Origin of the sequence: Chryseolinea sp. T2 (assembly GCF_037203685.1) — a bacterium.
GTDB lineage: Bacteria > Bacteroidota > Bacteroidia > Cytophagales > Cyclobacteriaceae > Chryseolinea.
In genome coordinates this window covers 165,691-183,676 of record NZ_JBBCAU010000009.1, presented here as the reverse complement: position 1 = coordinate 183,676, position 17,986 = coordinate 165,691, and the positions used below count along the sequence as shown (strand labels likewise).

The 17,986-nt window shown below is 46.5% G+C and carries 14 protein-coding genes; 4 read left to right on the top strand and 10 right to left on the bottom strand.

Annotated features, from left to right (window positions below; all coding sequences use genetic code 11):
• Window positions 1-32 precede the first annotated feature (32 nt).
• The 3 genes from cysC to WBG78_RS25630 are packed head-to-tail and all read right to left on the bottom strand — an operon-like array spanning window position 33 to window position 2,997.
• Window positions 33-635 carry an adenylyl-sulfate kinase gene (cysC, locus tag WBG78_RS25640; RefSeq protein ID WP_337329370.1) on the bottom strand — a complete coding sequence of 201 codons (603 nt, stop codon included), beginning with the start codon at window positions 633-635 and terminating at the stop codon, window positions 33-35.
• A 1-nt stretch (window position 636) separates the two neighbouring features.
• Window positions 637-2,406 carry an SLC13 family permease gene (locus tag WBG78_RS25635; protein ID WP_337329369.1) on the bottom strand — a complete coding sequence of 590 codons (1,770 nt, stop codon included), beginning with the start codon at window positions 2,404-2,406 and terminating at the stop codon, window positions 637-639.
• 57 nt (window positions 2,407-2,463) lie between these two features.
• Window positions 2,464-2,997, bottom strand: coding sequence for a KdsC family phosphatase (locus WBG78_RS25630; protein ID WP_337329368.1), 534 nt, complete (start codon window positions 2,995-2,997; stop codon window positions 2,464-2,466).
• A 165-nt stretch (window positions 2,998-3,162) separates the two neighbouring features.
• On the opposite strand from WBG78_RS25630, the gene WBG78_RS25625 reads away from it, so the two are divergent.
• Together WBG78_RS25625 and WBG78_RS25620 are read left to right on the top strand one after the other, a co-directional pair.
• Window positions 3,163-5,613, top strand: coding sequence for a penicillin acylase family protein (locus WBG78_RS25625; protein WP_337329367.1), 2,451 nt, complete (start codon window positions 3,163-3,165; stop codon window positions 5,611-5,613).
• Between the two features lie 73 nt (window positions 5,614-5,686).
• The gene (locus tag WBG78_RS25620) at window positions 5,687-6,019 is read left to right on the top strand and encodes a hypothetical protein (RefSeq protein ID WP_337329366.1); all 333 of its coding nucleotides are present in this window, start codon (window positions 5,687-5,689) and stop codon (window positions 6,017-6,019) included.
• 58 nt (window positions 6,020-6,077) lie between these two features.
• Here the strand turns inward: WBG78_RS25620 and WBG78_RS25615 are convergent, their stop codons facing one another.
• The 4 genes from WBG78_RS25615 to topA all read right to left on the bottom strand — a co-directional run bounded on the left by WBG78_RS25615 (window position 6,078) and on the right by topA (window position 11,921).
• Window positions 6,078-6,851: a type III pantothenate kinase gene (locus WBG78_RS25615; protein ID WP_337329365.1), complete on the bottom strand. Its 774-nt coding sequence runs from the start codon at window positions 6,849-6,851 to the stop codon at window positions 6,078-6,080.
• A gap of 168 nt (window positions 6,852-7,019) precedes the next feature.
• Window positions 7,020-8,642 carry a CotH kinase family protein gene (locus tag WBG78_RS25610; RefSeq protein ID WP_337329364.1) on the bottom strand — a complete coding sequence of 541 codons (1,623 nt, stop codon included), beginning with the start codon at window positions 8,640-8,642 and terminating at the stop codon, window positions 7,020-7,022.
• 60 nt (window positions 8,643-8,702) lie between these two features.
• A complete protein-coding gene (locus WBG78_RS25605; protein ID WP_337329363.1) occupies window positions 8,703-9,392 on the bottom strand; it encodes an SIR2 family NAD-dependent protein deacylase in 690 nt (229 codons plus the stop codon).
• Between the two features lie 30 nt (window positions 9,393-9,422).
• The gene (gene topA / locus WBG78_RS25600; protein WP_337329362.1) at window positions 9,423-11,921 is read right to left on the bottom strand and encodes a type I DNA topoisomerase; all 2,499 of its coding nucleotides are present in this window, start codon (window positions 11,919-11,921) and stop codon (window positions 9,423-9,425) included.
• Between the two features lie 234 nt (window positions 11,922-12,155).
• On the opposite strand from topA, the gene WBG78_RS25595 reads away from it, so the two are divergent.
• Complete coding sequence (locus tag WBG78_RS25595) at window positions 12,156-12,656, top strand: SixA phosphatase family protein (protein ID WP_337329361.1); 501 nt, start codon at window positions 12,156-12,158, stop codon at window positions 12,654-12,656.
• A gap of 60 nt (window positions 12,657-12,716) precedes the next feature.
• Here the strand turns inward: WBG78_RS25595 and WBG78_RS25590 are convergent, their stop codons facing one another.
• The 3 genes from WBG78_RS25590 to WBG78_RS25580 form a co-directional block, all read right to left on the bottom strand.
• On the bottom strand, window positions 12,717-14,156 hold the full coding sequence (locus WBG78_RS25590) for a TonB-dependent receptor (protein WP_337329360.1): 1,440 nt from the start codon (window positions 14,154-14,156) through the stop codon (window positions 12,717-12,719).
• A gap of 279 nt (window positions 14,157-14,435) precedes the next feature.
• Window positions 14,436-14,867, bottom strand: a complete 432-nt coding sequence (locus tag WBG78_RS25585) for a TerB family tellurite resistance protein (RefSeq protein ID WP_337329359.1) — start codon at window positions 14,865-14,867, stop codon at window positions 14,436-14,438.
• A gap of 62 nt (window positions 14,868-14,929) precedes the next feature.
• Complete coding sequence (locus tag WBG78_RS25580; protein ID WP_337329358.1) at window positions 14,930-16,603, bottom strand: AMP-binding protein; 1,674 nt, start codon at window positions 16,601-16,603, stop codon at window positions 14,930-14,932.
• A gap of 856 nt (window positions 16,604-17,459) precedes the next feature.
• Here WBG78_RS25580 and WBG78_RS25575 point away from each other — a divergent pair.
• Complete coding sequence (locus tag WBG78_RS25575; protein ID WP_073131526.1) at window positions 17,460-17,924, top strand: Lrp/AsnC ligand binding domain-containing protein; 465 nt, start codon at window positions 17,460-17,462, stop codon at window positions 17,922-17,924.
• Window positions 17,925-17,986: the final 62 nt, after the last annotated feature.

Sequence of the window (17,986 nt, the reverse complement as noted above, 5' to 3'; positions counted from 1 at the left end):
TATGGTTGATCAGATCTTAATGTGATCTCCATTCATTTGTCATTTCCGTATGTGAGTCGCGGCACAATAAAATCCAAAAGGCTCTTTACGGATTCATCTACCGAACTCTTTCCTGTCTCGATCACCAGATCCGGTTGTTTTGGTTTTTCATAGGGCGAATCTATTCCTGTAAAATTCTTCACCTCTCCTGCCCTGGCCTTCTTATAAAGACCCTTCACATCCCGCTGTTCGCACAACTCCAGAGGAGCATCTACGAATACCTCTATGTAGTGATCTCCTCCTATGATCTGGCGCACCTGATCACGGTCCGATTGAAATGGTGAAATGAATGCTGACAGAACGATTACTCCTGCATCGATCATCAGTTTGGCAACTTCGCCAATGCGTCGGATATTTTCGATGCGTCCCTCGTCGGTAAACGTAAGGTCCTTGTTAAGCCCAGAACGGATGTTGTCACCATCCAAAAGATAAGTTTTAAAACCGCGCTCATGAAGCTGAGCCTCGAGCTGCACAGCCAAAGTCGACTTACCTGACCCTGAGAGACCGGTAAACCATATAAGCATGGCATGCTGGTTCTGCAAGGCCTCGCGTGAAGCTCTGCTTACTTTTGTTTTTATGGGATAAATGTGTTCCACTTCAAATGATCTTATAGAACCATGATATAAAACCTATGCAAACTACAATATAAATGAGCGTCAGCAGGGAGCCTACACGTATAAAATCACGAAAGGTATAACCACCTGGCCCATATACCATCAGGTTCGTCTGATAGCCAATTGGAGTCATGAAATCCCCGGATGCTGCAAATGCAATTGCCGCAAAAAAAGGAGTATACGACAAATTCATTTGCTCCGCCATTGACATGGCAATCGGAAAAACGATCGACACGGTAGCGGTATTCGTTATCAGTGCTGTGAGGAAAGTGGTTGCGACGAATAATGCCGTTAGGACACCAATAGGCCCCATCGCTTTTCCTGTGTAAATCAATCCCCTTGCTAATAGATCTGCTGTACCTGATTTCTCAAGAGCGACGCCTATTGCCAGGGAACAGACAAGCACCAGCAGAAGACTAAGATCAAGTTCACGCCGAATTTCATTTACATTCAACACACTTGTTAACACCAGCACCACCAGTATCCCGAGACACACAGAAAAGAGCGGAAGAACCTCAGTGATCCCCAGAACCAAAGCGACAAAACAGGCCACTCCCAGCAGGCTTTGCCAACGCGACTTGGGAGGTGTCAACTTTTGAGGTTTGGTGACAAAGAACAAATCCCTTTCGTGATCGGCGTTGTGTTGATTTTCTTTTGATAGTAATAATAGAAAGTCACCCCCCGCCAAAATCATTTCCCCCACCTTACCCGGCAGCTGTTTACCGTTTCGATGGATAGCGATGATGGACGCGTTATAAGTTTTACGGAAATCAGAATCTTTAATACGTATGCCAATCAGATTTGAATTGGCAGGTATAACTGCTTCAACAAAATGAAAGTGTCCCTCCACTTCCAAATTGTCCTGACTGGGGATGCGCAGTCCATTGTCGGCCTGAATCAGATTATAAATGGAATCGGTGCGACCAGAGAAGAAAAGCAGGTCGCCTGCCTCGAGAACTTCTTCCGGAGAGACTGGGGAAATAATTCTCTCGTCACGGATGATCTCGACGAGAAATACGTCTTCAAGTTTACGAAGGCCGGCATCTTTTATCGACTTCCCGATGAGTCTTGAGCTCTGGAAGACCTCGATCTCGACAATGTACTCCTTCAGGTTCTCCTTCAGTGCCTCCAGCGTATTCGGATTGGATGGCAGGATGTGATAGGCATAAAAGTAAATGTACACCCATCCTACTATCGTGACAATCACGCCCAGGTACAGAAAGTCCTCGAGTCCAAGTAATGGCAGATGATATGAATCGATTAATCCGTTCAGGACGAGGTTTGTTGAAGTGCCGATTACCGTAATCATGCCGGCCAAAACGGTAGCAAACGATAAGGGGATTAGAAATTTTGATGCCGGATTTCCGGTCTTCTGGGCCCAGTCGCGGACGTAGGGAATCATGAAAGCGACAATAGGCGTGTTATTGAGGAACGGAGAAATTGCGGTCACCGTCGCCATCATACGCACCAGGAAAGCTTTTGGCTTAAGGTTGCGATTAAAAATTCGCGCGAACATGGCAGATCCATAGATCAGCCTGATACCGGCCGTAACCAAGACAAGCAGGAAGATAATTATGATCTGCTGGTTAGAAAGCCCCTTCAACAGGTCAACTGGGGTTATTACACCCGGGAGCAAAAGCGCAACGGTGCAGATAAAGAAAGTAAACGCCGGATTAAACGTCTCTTTATAAAGCGCAAAGATGAGGAAACTAACGACTGCTAGTGTGTAAACCTGTACTAAACTTATTCCCACTAACCCTGTAGAATTTGGGCAAAAATAATGATATCTGCCAAATTCGCCAGAGGTCAGTTACAGCAACTTTTCCATGAATCCCCTGGCAGCCAGAACCAGGTCGGCCGCCTCGCGCATAACGCCCTTCCCGCCTTTGTAACGAGAGACCAGGTCGGCTTCCTCTTTAATGTATGGTAATGTGTCATCAGGGCACACACTCAGGCCACATTTCCTGAAGATGCTAAGATCATTGATATCGTCACCGAGGTACAGAATCTCTTTCATCTTGATTCCATAATGCTTGGCCAGCTTTTCCACGACTGAAAGCTTGTCCAATATGCCCTGGTGACAGAAATCGATACCAAGTTCTGCGCAACGTTTGGAAACGGCAGCCGACTCCCTACCCGATATTATTCCGGTGATAATCCCGAACCTTTTAAGGTGAGAAATGATCAAGCCATCGCGAACATGAAAATTTTTCAGCTCACGACCGGCTTCGTCATAAATGATCTGACCGTCGGTCAGAACCCCATCTACATCCATAAAGATTGCCTTTATGGAGCCGGCCTTTTTTATCTGGTCTTTTGAATAATTCTCAAGAATGGATTTCACGATCAATACATTTAAGTTCAGGAAGACAAAATTCCGAAGACAGTTTCTGTGAATTGTAGCAAGATAAACCAATAACACTTAATAGCAGAACATCAGATGGCGCAGCAGCTAATAGATTCGCGCCGCTTCATTAGATTTACAGTTATAGATTCATCTGAACTGGTTATGCGGATTGCCAAACTGCTTGCCTCACTCTTCCTTACGATCATCTTAGTTTTTATTCTGGATAACAGATGGGTTATTATGGGAAATCCGGTGCCACCCTTAGGACGGTTTCTAAGTCCCTTCCAGGGGTTCTGGTACAATCTGGAGTCGGATGATGATGCAACAGGCCCCACTCTTGTCTCATTTAACGCAGTCAAGGATAGCATTACGGTCGTGTACGATACGCTGGGTGTGCCGCACATCTTTGCCTCAAATGACATGGACCTCTACTTTGCCCAGGGCTATGTTACAGCGCGTGACAGACTATGGCAAATGGAATTCCTTACTCATGCGGCCTCGGGAAGAGTATCAGAGATAACCGGCGCAGGTCCAAACGGATCAATACTGGATTACGATCGGGGACAGCGAAGACTGGGCATTGTATATGGTGCAAAGCGGGGCCTTGAAGCCATGAAACAAAATCAGGATGAGATGATTATGGTCGAAAAATATACTGAAGGCGTAAATGCATATATCTCATCCCTCTCGTATGAGTCACTGCCTTTCGAATTCAAGCTCCTTAATTATCGTCCCGAACACTGGACCAGTTTAAAATGTGCGCTTCTTATCAAAAGCATGGCCCAATCGCTCTGCATGGGTGACAAGGACATGGAAATGACAAACTTCCTAAAATTGTACGGCATTGATACCCTGAATATGCTCTATCCTGATCGGGAGAACGTCAGCGATCCGATAGTCGATCGGAAAGGTCAATGGAAAGCAAGCGTTACCATTACTGATAGTATAGCCCAGGCGTTACCAGCAGAATTGATCAGCCTCAATCGTCTTCCCAATGCGGACCCCGGTATTGGCTCTAATAACTGGGCTCTTTCCGGAGCAAAAACTGCCAGCGGTGCGCCGTTGCTTTGTGGCGATCCTCATCTGAACCTGAACATGCCCGCGATATGGTACGCCATCCAGCTGCATGCACCCGGTATCAATGTGATCGGCGCCTCACTTCCCGGTGCTCCTGGCGTTGTAATAGGCAGCAATGACAGCGTCGCCTGGAGCGTAACGAATTCACAGCGGGATTTGGTAGACTGGTACTCTATAAAATTTGAAAACGACAAACGAGATCGTTACATGGTTGATGGCAAGTGGGTTGCTTCCGTCAAATCTGTCGAACACTTGGCCGTTCGCGATCAGCAACCTGTGATTGACACAATTGTATTTACTGAATGGGGACCTGTAACATATGACGAAACATATCATGCTGACGACAACCGAAGTCAGTATGCATTCCGTTGGATTGCTCATGAGCCATCGCATGAACTGGGCGGACTATACAAGTTAAACCGGGCAAAAAATATCACTCAGCTTGATGAGGCCCTTCAAACTTACTCCAACCCTGCTATGAATTTTGCAATTGCTACAACACATGGTGACATTGGCATGCGCGTCGCTGGTCGGTTCCCGGTCAGAAGGACCAATGAAGGTCGATTTGTTCTGGACGGCACCATTAGTTCATCAGGATGGCAGCGCTTCATTCCAGGTACTGATCAGATCAATTCCACTAATCCTGCCCGTGGTTTTGAAAGTTCGGCTAACCAGTATCCTGTTGACGAAACCTATCCATACTACATTACGGCGACCAGTTTCGAAGCCTACAGGAACCGTCGTATCAATCAACAACTGGCTGAAATTACAAAGGCAACGCCTGGTGACATGATGGCTCTGCAGATGGATCATTTCAGCATTATGGCTGATGAAAATCTTCCTTGGATGTTATCTCAGCTTGACCCTGGCTCCCTTTCTCCGGAATACGCGCGTATAGCAAAGACGTTGGCCGGCTGGAACCGGATGAATGCACCTGGCGAGACTACTCCGATATATTTTGCTCTGTGGATCAATAACATCTTATCTCTGACCTGGGATGAAATTTCAACGGCTGATGTTTTACTTGAGCGACCAACAACGTTCACTACTCTGCACTTACTTCGAACTCAACCGGAACTGGCATTTTTTGATGTACTGAAAACTCCGGCAAGGGAGCATGGTCAGGACATCATCCGACAGGCGTTCATGCTGGCGATAGATGCTGTCAGCGCATGGACAAAGGATCATCCGGGCGTTGAGGTCTCCTGGAGCAATTTCAAGGACACACATGTTAACCACCTGTTGCGAATTGGTCCGCTCAGTGAATCCGTAGCCGGCGGAGGTAGTGCCGATGCCATAAACGCGTTGTCGCGAAGTCATGGCCCTTCATGGAGAATGGTCGTGAGCATGGAACAGTCAGGCGTGCGAATGTGGGCCACGTATCCAGGGGGTCAGTCGGGCAATCCAGGAAGCACCTACTATAACAATCTGATTCATTCGTGGGAACTCGGACATCACCGCGAACTTCAGTTGATGAAGTCTCCTCAAGATGGACGAAAGAGCAGCAGATATAATCTTATTATCAACGAGGAATGACCACCCTTTATATGCCACAACCATTTCAGTGCGCAGCAATGCTTCCACAGTTACACGTGTATCCCCTAACAACATGAGATTCATTGCACAGTTCATCGCCATCGTTATACCATCTCATTTGCTCGGTCTGTTTATGCCTTGGTACGGCTGTGCGGTTGTTGCCTTTCTCGCCGGCTACTTTTTAACATCACGTCAAAACTTTCTCGCCGGTTTCATGGCCATAGCTGTCTTGTGGACATTTAATGCACTGCTTGCTGACCTTTCCTCTTCATCAACGCTCACGTTGCGGGTTGCTCAATTGTTTGGCGCCAGCAGTACTGTTGTTGTTTACTTATGTACTGCAATAGTGGGCGGTCTTGTCGGTGGGTTCGCTGCTATGTCCGGTGCAATGCTCAAGGATAATTAATCGCGCTCCTGGTAAGCGCCCTGCAAATAATAATCTCTTTATTGCCCCTTTCGAATTCTTATCGTTCGTTAAGTTCGTGATTCACGATGAGGCGAAGGCCTTCAAGCGTTAGTCGTGGATCAACAACATCAAAGGAAGATTTCAACGATGGTATGGCATAGCATAGGCCGCCAGTTGCAACTGCGTTTGCATCTGGGTCAAGCTCTAACCTGAACTTTTTCAACATGTGCATTACCATTCCTTCGTACCCGATCAAAACACCGGACTGTATCGCGTGCGTCGTACCTTTGCCAAGAACCGACGACGGCATTTCAAGGGGAACATCAAATAGCTTTGCTGTATGCTGAGACAGTGATTTTATGGCTGTACGCAGGCCCGGTGCAATTGAAACACCAACAATCTCTCCCCTATTGCTCACACCAGTGAATGTCAATGCAGTTCCAAAATCAGCGACCACACAACTTCTCTTAAACATGGTGTACGCGCCCATAGCGTTGCATACGAGGTCGCTTCCAATCTCGTAGGGCTTCAATATGACCAATGGGAGCTTCTTATAAATATCGGGCCCCAGTACGATAGGCTTCAGATTTAAAAGCCCGGAACTGGCCTCCTCCAATCGCTGTGTCAATTCGGGAACAACGCTGCTGATTCCCACCACCTTTATTTCTTCTTTTCTTATGCCGGATTCCAGGAACTGGTTGGCAAGGCGCATGCTGAAATACATCGCAGGCAACTCTGTGATCGTCGGAATCCGCCATACGTGACGCCACTCGGCTTCTGCGTATAGGCCAATAGTAATATCTGAATTGCCGACATCCAGCGCAAGCATCATGATGATCCGGGATTAATGGGAAGACTTTTTGGAAAGATATCCTGAAAATGCAAAGGCGATGTCTATTTCGCAAACATTAATTAAGAATCAGTATTTCTACCAGGACCAAAAGTCAACAGCATCGTCCGAACGAAGTTAAGATCCTTCAATCAGGCTTTTGCGTCGGCGCTACTGTTTCCAAAATTTTCCCGAGCCCAGAATTCTCGAATCTCCGTTCACCTGGTAATAATAAAAACCCGCCGGAGTTTGAGCTGTGTCCCACCTGAAGTTATGCTGTCCGGGAGAAACCGATCCAAGATCCCTTTGAGTCACACTTTTGCCCAGTGCATCATAAACTTTAACGGACACTGCTGCATGCTGATCAAGGTTATATTGTATGTCAACGAATTCTTTGAACGGATTTGGAAACGCACTGACAACATCATTCGTTGTCTCCGGGACTGCCGTTATCAACCCGGGCAGGTTGCTATCCATCCACGCCAATCGCTGTTCGATCCAGCTTCTCAGATAAGTAACTTCCTCGGCAAATGATTTGCCTACATAGAGGTTTGGCCAAACGTACTTTCCCAGCACTTTCCATGCAGTGAAATTTCTCGCCTGAGCTTCATTGAGAAGCACGTTCATAGAATCTACCTTAGACAAAATCCGGTTGTTGCTGAACTTGTCCGCTCTCAACTCCGCCCAACGCGCGGCCACCCTTGAGCCAAAACTTTCGTCCCGGAAAAGTCTCTTCCACCAGAATGGAACAAGCCAGTTGTCCGTGGGGCAAACGCTGTTAAAATCAAGAGCCCAACCCTCAGCATCTCCGCCGCTGCAGTAGTCAGCATTTCCAAATGCCAGGTTGAAATCCCAGATTGGACCCATATGAAGTTTCCCGCCGTCCGAATCACGCTTCTTATACATAAACGCGCTGAGTCTGTATCCGTCAACGTTACGCGTCAGCTCCTGTATTATCAGATAGTCTATAAAAGAATCTATATCCGCATATTGAGTATATCCACTGATCGGATCGCTGAAATTTTCTGCTGACAATGCGGCCTCGAATGAATTAACATAAGAATGTATGTATGCTGATTGCTGTGGAACAATGTCTGACGCATCTGGATATTCGTATTGAAAGTAAATCGTTTGCTGGTTAGCAAGCGGGGGCTTATATTCCGACGTCCAACCTTCGCCGGTTCCTCCGGTGGTTTTATCTATTTTAATAATGTAACCGCCGGTGAGATTGTTGCCCGTTACCTCATCCGGATCGAGTTTGTTGATATCCAATCTGTTCTTATCGCGCTTAATCTTTTCGATCAGCACATACACGCCCTGGTAAACATCATTTACGACCACTTCGCAGTACCGCGTCCGTGGCGTATAGCCAGTTAGTTGCCTTCCGAGATTATAAGCCAATGCATCACGCATGAGGCTCTTGTCGTTGTAGGGAGCAAAAAGCACCCAGTCTTCCTCTTCCGGCAAACCCAACAGGGAAGCAGACAGACCTTTTCCTGTGTCGTCACGCAGTTCTATACCATACTGTTTCTTTGGAAACATCTGTGAAGATGACCCGCGAATCTCGATACCGATCTTACCACTAAAATCATTAAATGGGTCTGTAACAGAGTTTCTTTCGGTGCCATTGTCGATGATACCCATGCTGGCTCCGATCTTGGGGTCATCAACAATCGTCCCTCCATTAGTGTTGATTACAACGACAGGCAGGTTAGATGAAGTAAAGGATACCTTCTGGTCTTGCGCGGACACACTGAAGGCCGTTGCACACAGTAAAAGAAAAATGAAACGCATAACAGAAGCTTAACCAGTGAATATCGTGCAAACGATTCAAATTAAAAAACACCGGTTGGCCTATGCGAGCGTCACGAGAAGGTCATGGACTTTTTGCATTCCGACGCTGGCCTTCTCTTCGAATTTATGAATGGGTGATACACTTCTCAGGTCTGGAATCCTTGGATCAACTATGATGCGGGGACTATCATAAGGAACATAATCGATCAATCCCGCCGCCGGGTAAACAGCCATGCTGGTGCCTACAACCAGGAAAATGTCGGCTTCCCGGGCCTGTCGGGCAGCGACTTCCATTAAAGGAACCATTTCACCAAACCATACAATATTGGGACGGAGTTGAAATCCCTGTTCACAAAGATCTCCCATCTTTAGCTCCCATCCTTCGATTGGATATACTAGTCGCTCATCGCGCGTGCTTCTGGATTCGAAAAGACTGCCGTGCAGATGAATGACATTGGATGACCCCGCACGTTCGTGAAGATTGTCGACGTTCTGAGTAACGATAACAACCTCGAACATTTTTTCAAGCTCATGCAGGATTTCATGCCCCCGATTCGGGCGAACTTCAAGTGCGCGCTTACGACGTTGATTGTAAAAGTCGAGTACCAGTGCCGGATTCTTATGCCACCCCTCGGGTGTGGCAACTTCCATTACATCGTATCCCTCCCACAAGCCATCCGCATCTCTGAAAGTGGGGATACCACTTTCAGCGCTGATACCGGCCCCGGAAAGAACGACGAGTTTTTTCATGTTTTAATATCACGTCGTACGTAACGACGATCAACTCTTCTTTTTTGTCGCCACTTTAGTCGCAGCTTTCTTTGCAACCTTCTTGGCTGCAGTCTTAGTCGCTTTCTTCGCAACCTTAGCTGGCTTTGCTGCTGCTTTCTTAGCTGCTGTCTTTTTTGCCGTTTTCGCCGGTGCTTCCGCGGCAACTGCCTGGCTATCCGATGCGGCAGCTTTTCTACGCCCGAAGCGCCCTACCTTTTCAGGAGTGTTTGCTGCAAGTTCGACGCACTCCTCCAGAGTAAGCGAAGCAGGCTCTTTCCCCTTTGGTATCTTCACATTCTTCTTGCCGGCCTTTATGTAGGGACCGAAGCGACCATTCAGAACCTGAATATCTGCATTCTCCGGAAATGCTTTTATGAGCTTGTTCGCGTCTGCTATACGTTTGTTTTGAATCAACTCAATGGCCTTCTCCAACGGAATTTCGTATGGATCCTGATCCTTTGGTATCGAAACAAATTTCTTGTCATGCAATACGTAAGGACCGAACCTGCCAATGTTAACCACTACCGGTTTTTCCTCGAAAGCACCCAGATCGCGCGGCATTTTGAAAAGTTCCATCGCGTCCTCAAGGCTGATGCTCTCAATAAACTGACCGGGCCTCAGGCTGGCAAACTTTGGCTTCTCTCCTCCGTTGTCATCGGGGTTTTCTCCGATTTGAACATAGGCACCGAAGCGACCAAGTTTGGCGTATACATTCTTACCCGTCTTTGCGTCAACACCAAGTTCGCGGCTTTTACCAACCGATGAACGTTCAACCTTTTCTGTCTTTGAAACTTTCTTGTGGAAGGGACCATAGAAATTATGGATCATCTTCTTCCAGTTAAGCTTCCCTTCAGCAATCTCATCAAACTCCTGTTCAATCTCCGATGTGAATGAATAGTCAGTAACGTCAGGAAAGTGTTCCAGGAGAAAGTCATTAACAATCATCGCTGTATTGGTCGGGAACAGTTTGTTCTTTTCAGCACCTGTTATTTCCGTTTCCTCGACGCGATCGATATTCCCATTTTTCAGAGTAAGAACTACATATTTACGCTCAACGCCTTCGCGAATTTCTTTCACGACATAGTCGCGCTTCTGAATTGTAGTGATCGTTGGCGCATAAGTTGACGGCCGGCCAATACCCAGTTCTTCCAGCTTCTTTACAAGGCTCGCCTCGGTATATCTTGGTGGATGACGTGAGAAAATCTGTTTCGCGAGCATTTGCTCCAGTTGCAACGCCTGGCCTATGCTCAAAGGCGGCAGCACCTTGCTATCGTTCTCCTCTTCATCATCGTCGTCGGATTCCATGTACACTTTGAGGAATCCGTCAAACTTGATCACTTCTCCGGTTGCAACTAATGTGCGATCAGAGGTCGAGATGCTGACGGTCGCTGTTGTCTTTTCCAATTCGGCATCAGCCATCTGTGAAGCTATTGCACGCTTCCAGATCAGGTCGTAGAGTCTGATTGCATTTCGATCCATACCGGGATCAGTCACAGAAAAATCCGTCGGCCTAATTGCTTCGTGAGCCTCCTGTGCTGATGACGACTTTGTTTTAAACTGTCGTGGCTGAACATATGCTTTGCCGTAAGCTCCTTCTATTTGTCTCATTGCATCGCCACGTGCTTCGTCTGAAAGATTGACAGAGTCGGTACGCATATAGCTGATCTTACCGGCTTCGTAAAGCTTTTGGGCCACCATCATTGTCTGGATCACAGAGAATCCAAGTTTTCTGGCTGCCTCCTGTTGCAATGTTGATGTTGTGAACGGAGGCGCAGGCGTACGCTTCGATGGTTTTGTCTGGAGATCTGTTATTGAAAACTTTGCGTTCCTGCAAGATTCAAGGAACGACATTGCCTCCTCTTCTGTTTCGAATCGCTGAGACAATTCGGCAGAAAACAATCGACCGGTTCCTCCATCAAACGATGCAGTTATGCGGAATGCCGACTTTGCCTTGAATTCGCCTATCTCACGCTCGCGCTCAACAACCAGGCGAACAGCTACTGACTGCACGCGACCGGCCGACAATCCAGTTTTAATTTTCTTCCAAAGTATTGGAGACAACTCATATCCAACCAACCGATCAAGCACGCGACGTGCTTGTTGAGCGTTGACAAGGTCGATATCTATACCTCGTGGATTCTGAAGCGCATTGAGGATTGCTTTCTTTGTGATCTCCGTAAATACAATGCGGCGTGTTTTGGCATCATTAAGATCAAGCGCTTCCTTTAAATGCCATGAAATCGCTTCTCCCTCGCGGTCCTCATCGGACGCCAGGTAAACCATCTCCGCATCCTCAGAAAGTTTTTTAAGTTTTGTTATGATTTCCTTTTTCTCAGGACTGATTTCGTACGTTGGTTCGAAATCATTTTCAATGTCGATCGCCCCACTTCCCTTCGGAAGATCGCGTATATGACCCATACTGGAAGTCACCTTAAAATCCTTCCCAAGGTATCCTTCAATCGTTTTCGCTTTGGCCGGTGACTCAACTATTACGAGGTTTTTTGACATGCTGCTCTTATTCGTTCAAGGGGTTCAAATATCACCAAATTTTTAAAAACTCAAATTTGACTGCGGTCCGAAGGACGTTAAAGTGCTACCGAGCACGTCGGTTGTTCGCCGATTTACTTGTCTGCATGACCACGCAAACATATTTTCGCGCAGTGAATCTGATTTTCTTTGCGGGCGCGTATAATTGACCTGTTTAAGCATCAAAAAGATAGAATTACTCACAAATTCCCTCATATGCCACGATATCTGTACCTGCTTCGGCATGCAGAAAGCGCCGAAAAACATTTCGGTCAACAAGACAAAGAAAGAGAATTAACACAACGCGGTGTTCGCGAAGCAACACTTATCGGTGCTCATTTATATAAGGAAAACATTTCTTTCGGTGCCATTTTCTCCAGTTCTGCTGAACGTGCGCGCACAACAGCTGGCATTGTGGCTGATGCAATGAAATTCGACCCAGATAACATCGTAATAGAAGATGCCCTCTACGATGCGTCAACAAGAACATTCTTTGACTACATCACTCAGATTGACAATGACTTTCAGCATGTGTTGTGTGTCGGACACAATCCTGTAATTACTTATCTGGCCGAATCGCTGACAAAAGAGGTAATTGGAGACATCCCCCCTGGCGGTATCGTAATTATTAAGTTTGCCCTGGATCAGTGGAAAATGATCCAACCCGGCGGCGGTGAGCTGGAAGGTTATGTCCGTCCGGAAATGTTAATGGCCTGAAGGTGCTAACGACAGATTAGAAAACTACAGAAACACAGACGTTAAAAACATTTGTTAATCCTATTTTTCTATACTCTCCGATTTTTCCTCAAGCTTCAGTGGATAGTCAAACAATCCATACTCTTTAATGGCTTCTTCGACTTTGTGAGGAACAAACTTCTCCCAACCAGGCTCTCCTTTCTTGATCATGGCAAGCACATTGTCTGAGATGATATGCAGGTTGCGCACGTTGGCTCCATGAATCTCCTCAAGCTTATTGTTGTCCATTAGAAAGCGAAACAGGTGCTTCAGGTTGTTTGGCAGCTGTTCTTCAAAATCCTTAAGCGTAAAGATCTCGTCAGAGTCCTTCTTAAGCGCTGGATATATATACAGCTTTGTATTAGAACCGAAGAGTGAAGCAAAACACTCGAGGATGCCACCACGGATGTTCTCATACGTTTTTTCTTCGAACACTTTCTGTAACGCGTATACCCCCATCGTTATACCTATCTTTTTCCCTTTCGTGATCTTTGAAAGGTACTCGACCAGGCGATAGTATTCGAAATAGTTTGAGATCAAAACGTTCTGTCCAAGGCTGCAAAGGATATCAGCACGGTGCAGGAAATCGCGTTCATCAATCCTTCCATCGGGGCTGAGATCATTTAAGGTAAGTTCAGAAACCAACACGATCTTGCTCCTGTCAACATCAGACTCGTGCTTGAAATGCCGTCGCGAAGCAAGCAGCATGTCGACATTGACGTGGGTCGGCGGACGAAATCTGCCGCGGAGTACGAGTACGTTCTTTTTGTACAACTCGTCGGAAGGCTGCATCACGTTACCATCAGGTCCAAACATTGCAGCCTTGGTAAGCCCATTCTTGACGAGCTTGAGAGCCATAACGCGATTATCGACGTGCTTAAAGTCCGGCCCTGTTATCCTGAACATGTCGATCTCAACGCGACGCTGTGTAAGCCCATCGATCAAAGACATCAGCATTTCTTCAGGATCGGAAAGAAACATACATGAATACAGCATGTTCACTCCAACAATTCCAAGCGCATACTGTTGTTGCAGCGGGTCCGTATCCAGCATTTTAACGTGAACAATGCAGTCATTGGGTTCGGATTGCGGCCTTAATTGAAAGCGCAAACCAATCCACCCATGGCCCTGATTGGTCCGTTCGTAGTTGAGTACTTCAACGGTATCGGCGAACGCAAAGAAGCGCGTGGTCTCAATCCGATGAGGAAGACGTTCGGCCAACAGAACATACTCATGGTCAAGCATGCGTATAAGCCGCTCCTCACAAACATATCTATCCCCTACGCCATAAATCGCGTCGCTGAACTTCATGTCGTATGCCGACATTGTTTTAGCTACCGTACCACTTGCACCGCCAACTTTAAAAAAATTGGCGGCAACTTCCTGCCCAGCACCGATCTCGGCAAAAGAACCATAGATTGCTTTGCTTAGGTTGATTCTCAGTGCTTTTTCCTGGGTGGTAAGCTTTCTGAATTCTTCCATAGAAACTGAATGTGCCCTAATTTACTTTTAATCGTCAATCGTTGAAAGCAAACAATACTGATTTCTGGTAACGATTCATACATGGGTTATAACGGCCCATATATTGCCAGGAGCGAAAGAGGCTTTTCAATCGTTAGCAAGCATCAAATTGCTTGTTTTCAGTGACCAATTTATGCGAGGGGGGTTGGTCAAATTATGACGCTCTGAAATACGCAAAACCGCGTGTGCCCTCCTTAACTAAGATTAAGCAAATTCGCGGCCAATGGTATAACGAGAAATCTATGCTAAAAATTTCAGACGAGCTTCTTCTTTAATTTCCTCCCATTCATCAGGCGGAGGTGGTGTGCCGCGATCAAACTCTTCCAGCAACCAGGTGACGAGTTCCTTTTTCATTCCAAATTGTTCAACCGCTTCTTCACAGAAGGCAACCTCGTGGTCATCGATTACGTCATCCGCGTACACCATCAGAATGAGGTCGTAAAGAAGGTTCATTTTATCATTATGATTATCAGGAACCCTCAAGTCGAATTTTTCATCCTTTTCGATCAGCTCGCGCACCTGACGATCTTTCAATCCGTATCGCTTTCCAATCTTGTAAAGTAGTGCTTCCTCTTTTGGGTGCATGGATCCATCAACCTTGGCCAGTGCCAATAGGTTTTTGATGTGTGCCTTTTTGTAAGACAGGTATTGATGTTCAAAGAAACCGATCATGGGAATTGCTTTGTTATCACAAACTTAGACACTTACGTGCAAAACATGCACACAGTCGATGATCATTTCTTCATTTCTTCCTCACGAAGTGGCCGTCGGAGTATCTTACCGACGTTTGACTTCGGCAACTCTTTCCTGAATTCAAGATGCCTTGGCACTTTGTACTTTGTGAGGTTCTCGCGGCAGAAGTTCATTACATCAGATTCTGTCAGACTTTGATCTCGCTTCACGACAAAGACTTTGATGGCCTCGCCGGACTTTTCATCCGGAACACCAATAGCAGCCACTTCAAGGACCTTGGGATGAGATGAAACTACGTTCTCGATCTCGTTAGGAAACACGTTAAATCCAGAGACCTTTATCATGTCCTTGATCCGATCGATAATCTTGAAGAATCCGTCGGCATCCATAAATCCAATGTCGCCGGTACGAAACCATCCTCCCTCGAAGAACACATTCTTGTTATCGCTTCGCCAATATCCCGACATCACCTGAGGCCCCCGCACGCAGATCTCGCCGTTTTCACCCTGAGCGAGCTGATTTCCCTTCTCATCGAATATTCCAAGCTCAGTTGCCGGAAGAGGCAACCCAATCGTACCGATCTTGTGTTTTCCATTGAGGGGATTACAACAGATAGCCGGCGAAGTTTCGCTCAAACCGTAACCTTCGACCAAAGCCTTTCCAGTTACCTGTTCCCATCTTTTTGCCACAGCATCCTGAACTGCCATCCCTCCACCAACTGCTCCCTGGAGCGGCGCGAAATCCACTTCTTTAAAATGAGGATTGTTCATTAATCCGTTGAACAGTGTATTCACCGCCGTTATGATTGTCACTTTGTGACTCTTGAGTTCCTTCACCAATCCTGGTATGTCGCGCGCGTTCGTAATCAGAAGATTGCGCACACCTGTAGTAAACATGAGCATACCGTTTACGGTAAGGGCGAAGATGTGGTATAACGGAAGCGCCGTCAGGACAATGTTATCATTTGATGCTGTCAAATATGGCTTAAACCACTGCACAACGATAGCGTTATGCGCAACAAGATTTCCATGCGAAAGCTGGGCTCCTTTTGCAATTCCGGTTGTACCTCCTGTATATTGAAGAATAGCAATGTCAGTGAGATCGAGAGCAACAGGTTTGAATGTTGAATTCGCGCCTTTGCGCATTGCATCCTTAAAGCGTACGGCATTGGGAAGATCATAAGCGGGAACCATCTTCTTTATGCGTTTCACCACAAAATTTACCATTGCCCCTTTCAGCGTGCCCAGCATATCGCCAAGCTCTGTGACAATCACATGTTTAATCGAGGCCAGGTAAGGCACCTTCTCCAAATTGTGAGCAAAATTGGCAACTATAACCAGCGCTGAAATCTCAGCATCGCGGAATTGGTGATCCATTTCCCTCGCTGTATAGAGGGGATTTGTATTCACTACGGTAAGTCCCGCCCGAAGTGCACCGATAAATACTACTGGAAACTGAAGCAGGTTGGGCATTTGAATGGCGATACGCTCACCCTTTTTCAGGCCAAGGTCGTTCTGGAGATACGCCGCAAAGTCATTTGCTAACTTATCAAGCTCCTTGTACGACAATGTCACTCCCATATTCTCGAAGGCTGCACGTTCACTAAATTTCTCGCAGCTCTTATTAATCAGGTCCACCAGTGAAGTGTATTCATACAACTTCGGTTCCTTCTCTACACCTTCAGGATATTGCTTATACCAGGGAAAATCTTTCATGTCTGACATGCTGTTGGGATGTCTCTAAAGCAGCATTTTCAAAGCAAACGATTGTTGGCCAGCAAACCAAGAAAAAGATGACTAGTCCCGAGTAATTAGTCCTGAGTCATGAGTATGGGTCAGGGGGCACGTTCGTCCTGAGACGAAATTGTTTGTTCCTGTGATCGCTCACAACGAAAGCACTCAGGACTAAGGAGTTAATACTCAGGACTAAAAATAAAATACCCCGTCACGCGAGCACATGACGGGGAGCTCTGAATAACTCATTAACCTAAACTGAGCTAGCTGTAGGGGAAGGATTCGAACCTCCACGGAGCGGTTAGGCTGAGCCCGATCCAGGTCAACAGTGGTGATTTGTTGCCCTGGATCGGGAACTGGCTTTATCCCGTTTTCTCCACCCTCGAGACCGGAGGGCTTGTCTGCCTGTCCCGCCGAGGCGGGAACTATTTCAACACCCTACAATGAAGTAGTATTTAGTAGTTAGTATTTAGTCCTGAGTTGGTCGAGAGTATCATGAGTACTTAAAGACTCTAGACAACTCAGGACTAAGGACTCAATACTAAGGACTAGCTGTAGAGGGAGGGTTCGAACCTCCACGGAGCGGTTAGTGTTTGACCGAAGTCAACATTTATCCCGTTCTCTCCACCCCCGAGACCGGAGGGCTTGTCTGCCAAGTTTCAACACCCTACAATTTTTGTTTTTTGTCTCCAGCGGCGCGTCTCGCCTGCCTTCGTTGTGATTTCTTTAACAAAGTAACGCACAAACCCCGTATCAGAGCAATAAATGATTCGAATATTTGTATATTTTTCAAAAATGTTTCATAATTTTGAATATTGCTCAAAACGAAAAAACTGTCATGGCCGAAAATTATAAAGTTGATAATGTGGACCTCAAGATCCTGGAGATCCTGATGCAGGATGCCAAGAAGCCTTATACCGAGGTCGCCAAGAAAGCTTTCGTCTCTGGAGGTACCGTCCACGTCAGAATGAACAAACTTGAGGAGGCCGGCATCGTTGAAAAGACTACCCTCAAAGTAAACTATGCTAAACTGGGCTACGATATCACGGCCTTCATAGGAATATTCCTTCAGAAAAGCGCGCTTTACGATCAGGTAATGGCCAAGCTTAAAGCGATCCCTGAGATAACCAATATCCACTACACCACGGGAAACTACAGTATGTTCACAAAGATCCACTGTAAAGACACCAATCACCTGAAGCAGGTGCTTCATGATAAGATTCAGCAGGTAGAAGGTATCGAAAGGACCGAAACAATGATATCCTTAGAGGAGAGCCTGGACCGAAGTCTTAACCTCACCTAACGATTTCGGGCCCCACAGTCGTTCCTTATAAAGACATTATGAAGACTTCATATAGACGTAAT

Bases quoted from the DNA above. Each gene is read 5' to 3' on its own strand.
- WBG78_RS25625 (WP_337329367.1), top strand. From the start codon at position 3,163: ATGCGGATTGCCAAACTGCTTGCCTCACTCTTCCTTACGATCATCTTA.
- WBG78_RS25620 (WP_337329366.1), top strand. From the start codon at position 5,687: ATGAGATTCATTGCACAGTTCATCGCCATCGTTATACCATCTCATTTG.
- WBG78_RS25615 (WP_337329365.1), bottom strand. From the start codon at position 6,851: ATGATGCTTGCGCTGGATGTCGGCAATTCAGATATTACTATTGGCCTA.
- WBG78_RS25610 (WP_337329364.1), bottom strand. From the start codon at position 8,642: ATGCGTTTCATTTTTCTTTTACTGTGTGCAACGGCCTTCAGTGTGTCC.
- WBG78_RS25605 (WP_337329363.1), bottom strand. From the start codon at position 9,392: ATGAAAAAACTCGTCGTTCTTTCCGGGGCCGGTATCAGCGCTGAAAGT.
- topA (WP_337329362.1), bottom strand. From the start codon at position 11,921: ATGTCAAAAAACCTCGTAATAGTTGAGTCACCGGCCAAAGCGAAAACG.
- WBG78_RS25595 (WP_337329361.1), top strand. From the start codon at position 12,156: ATGCCACGATATCTGTACCTGCTTCGGCATGCAGAAAGCGCCGAAAAA.
- WBG78_RS25590 (WP_337329360.1), bottom strand. From the start codon at position 14,156: ATGGAAGAATTCAGAAAGCTTACCACCCAGGAAAAAGCACTGAGAATC.
- WBG78_RS25585 (WP_337329359.1), bottom strand. From the start codon at position 14,867: ATGATCGGTTTCTTTGAACATCAATACCTGTCTTACAAAAAGGCACAC.
- WBG78_RS25580 (WP_337329358.1), bottom strand. From the start codon at position 16,603: ATGAAAGATTTTCCCTGGTATAAGCAATATCCTGAAGGTGTAGAGAAG.
- WBG78_RS25575 (WP_073131526.1), top strand. From the start codon at position 17,460: ATGGCCGAAAATTATAAAGTTGATAATGTGGACCTCAAGATCCTGGAG.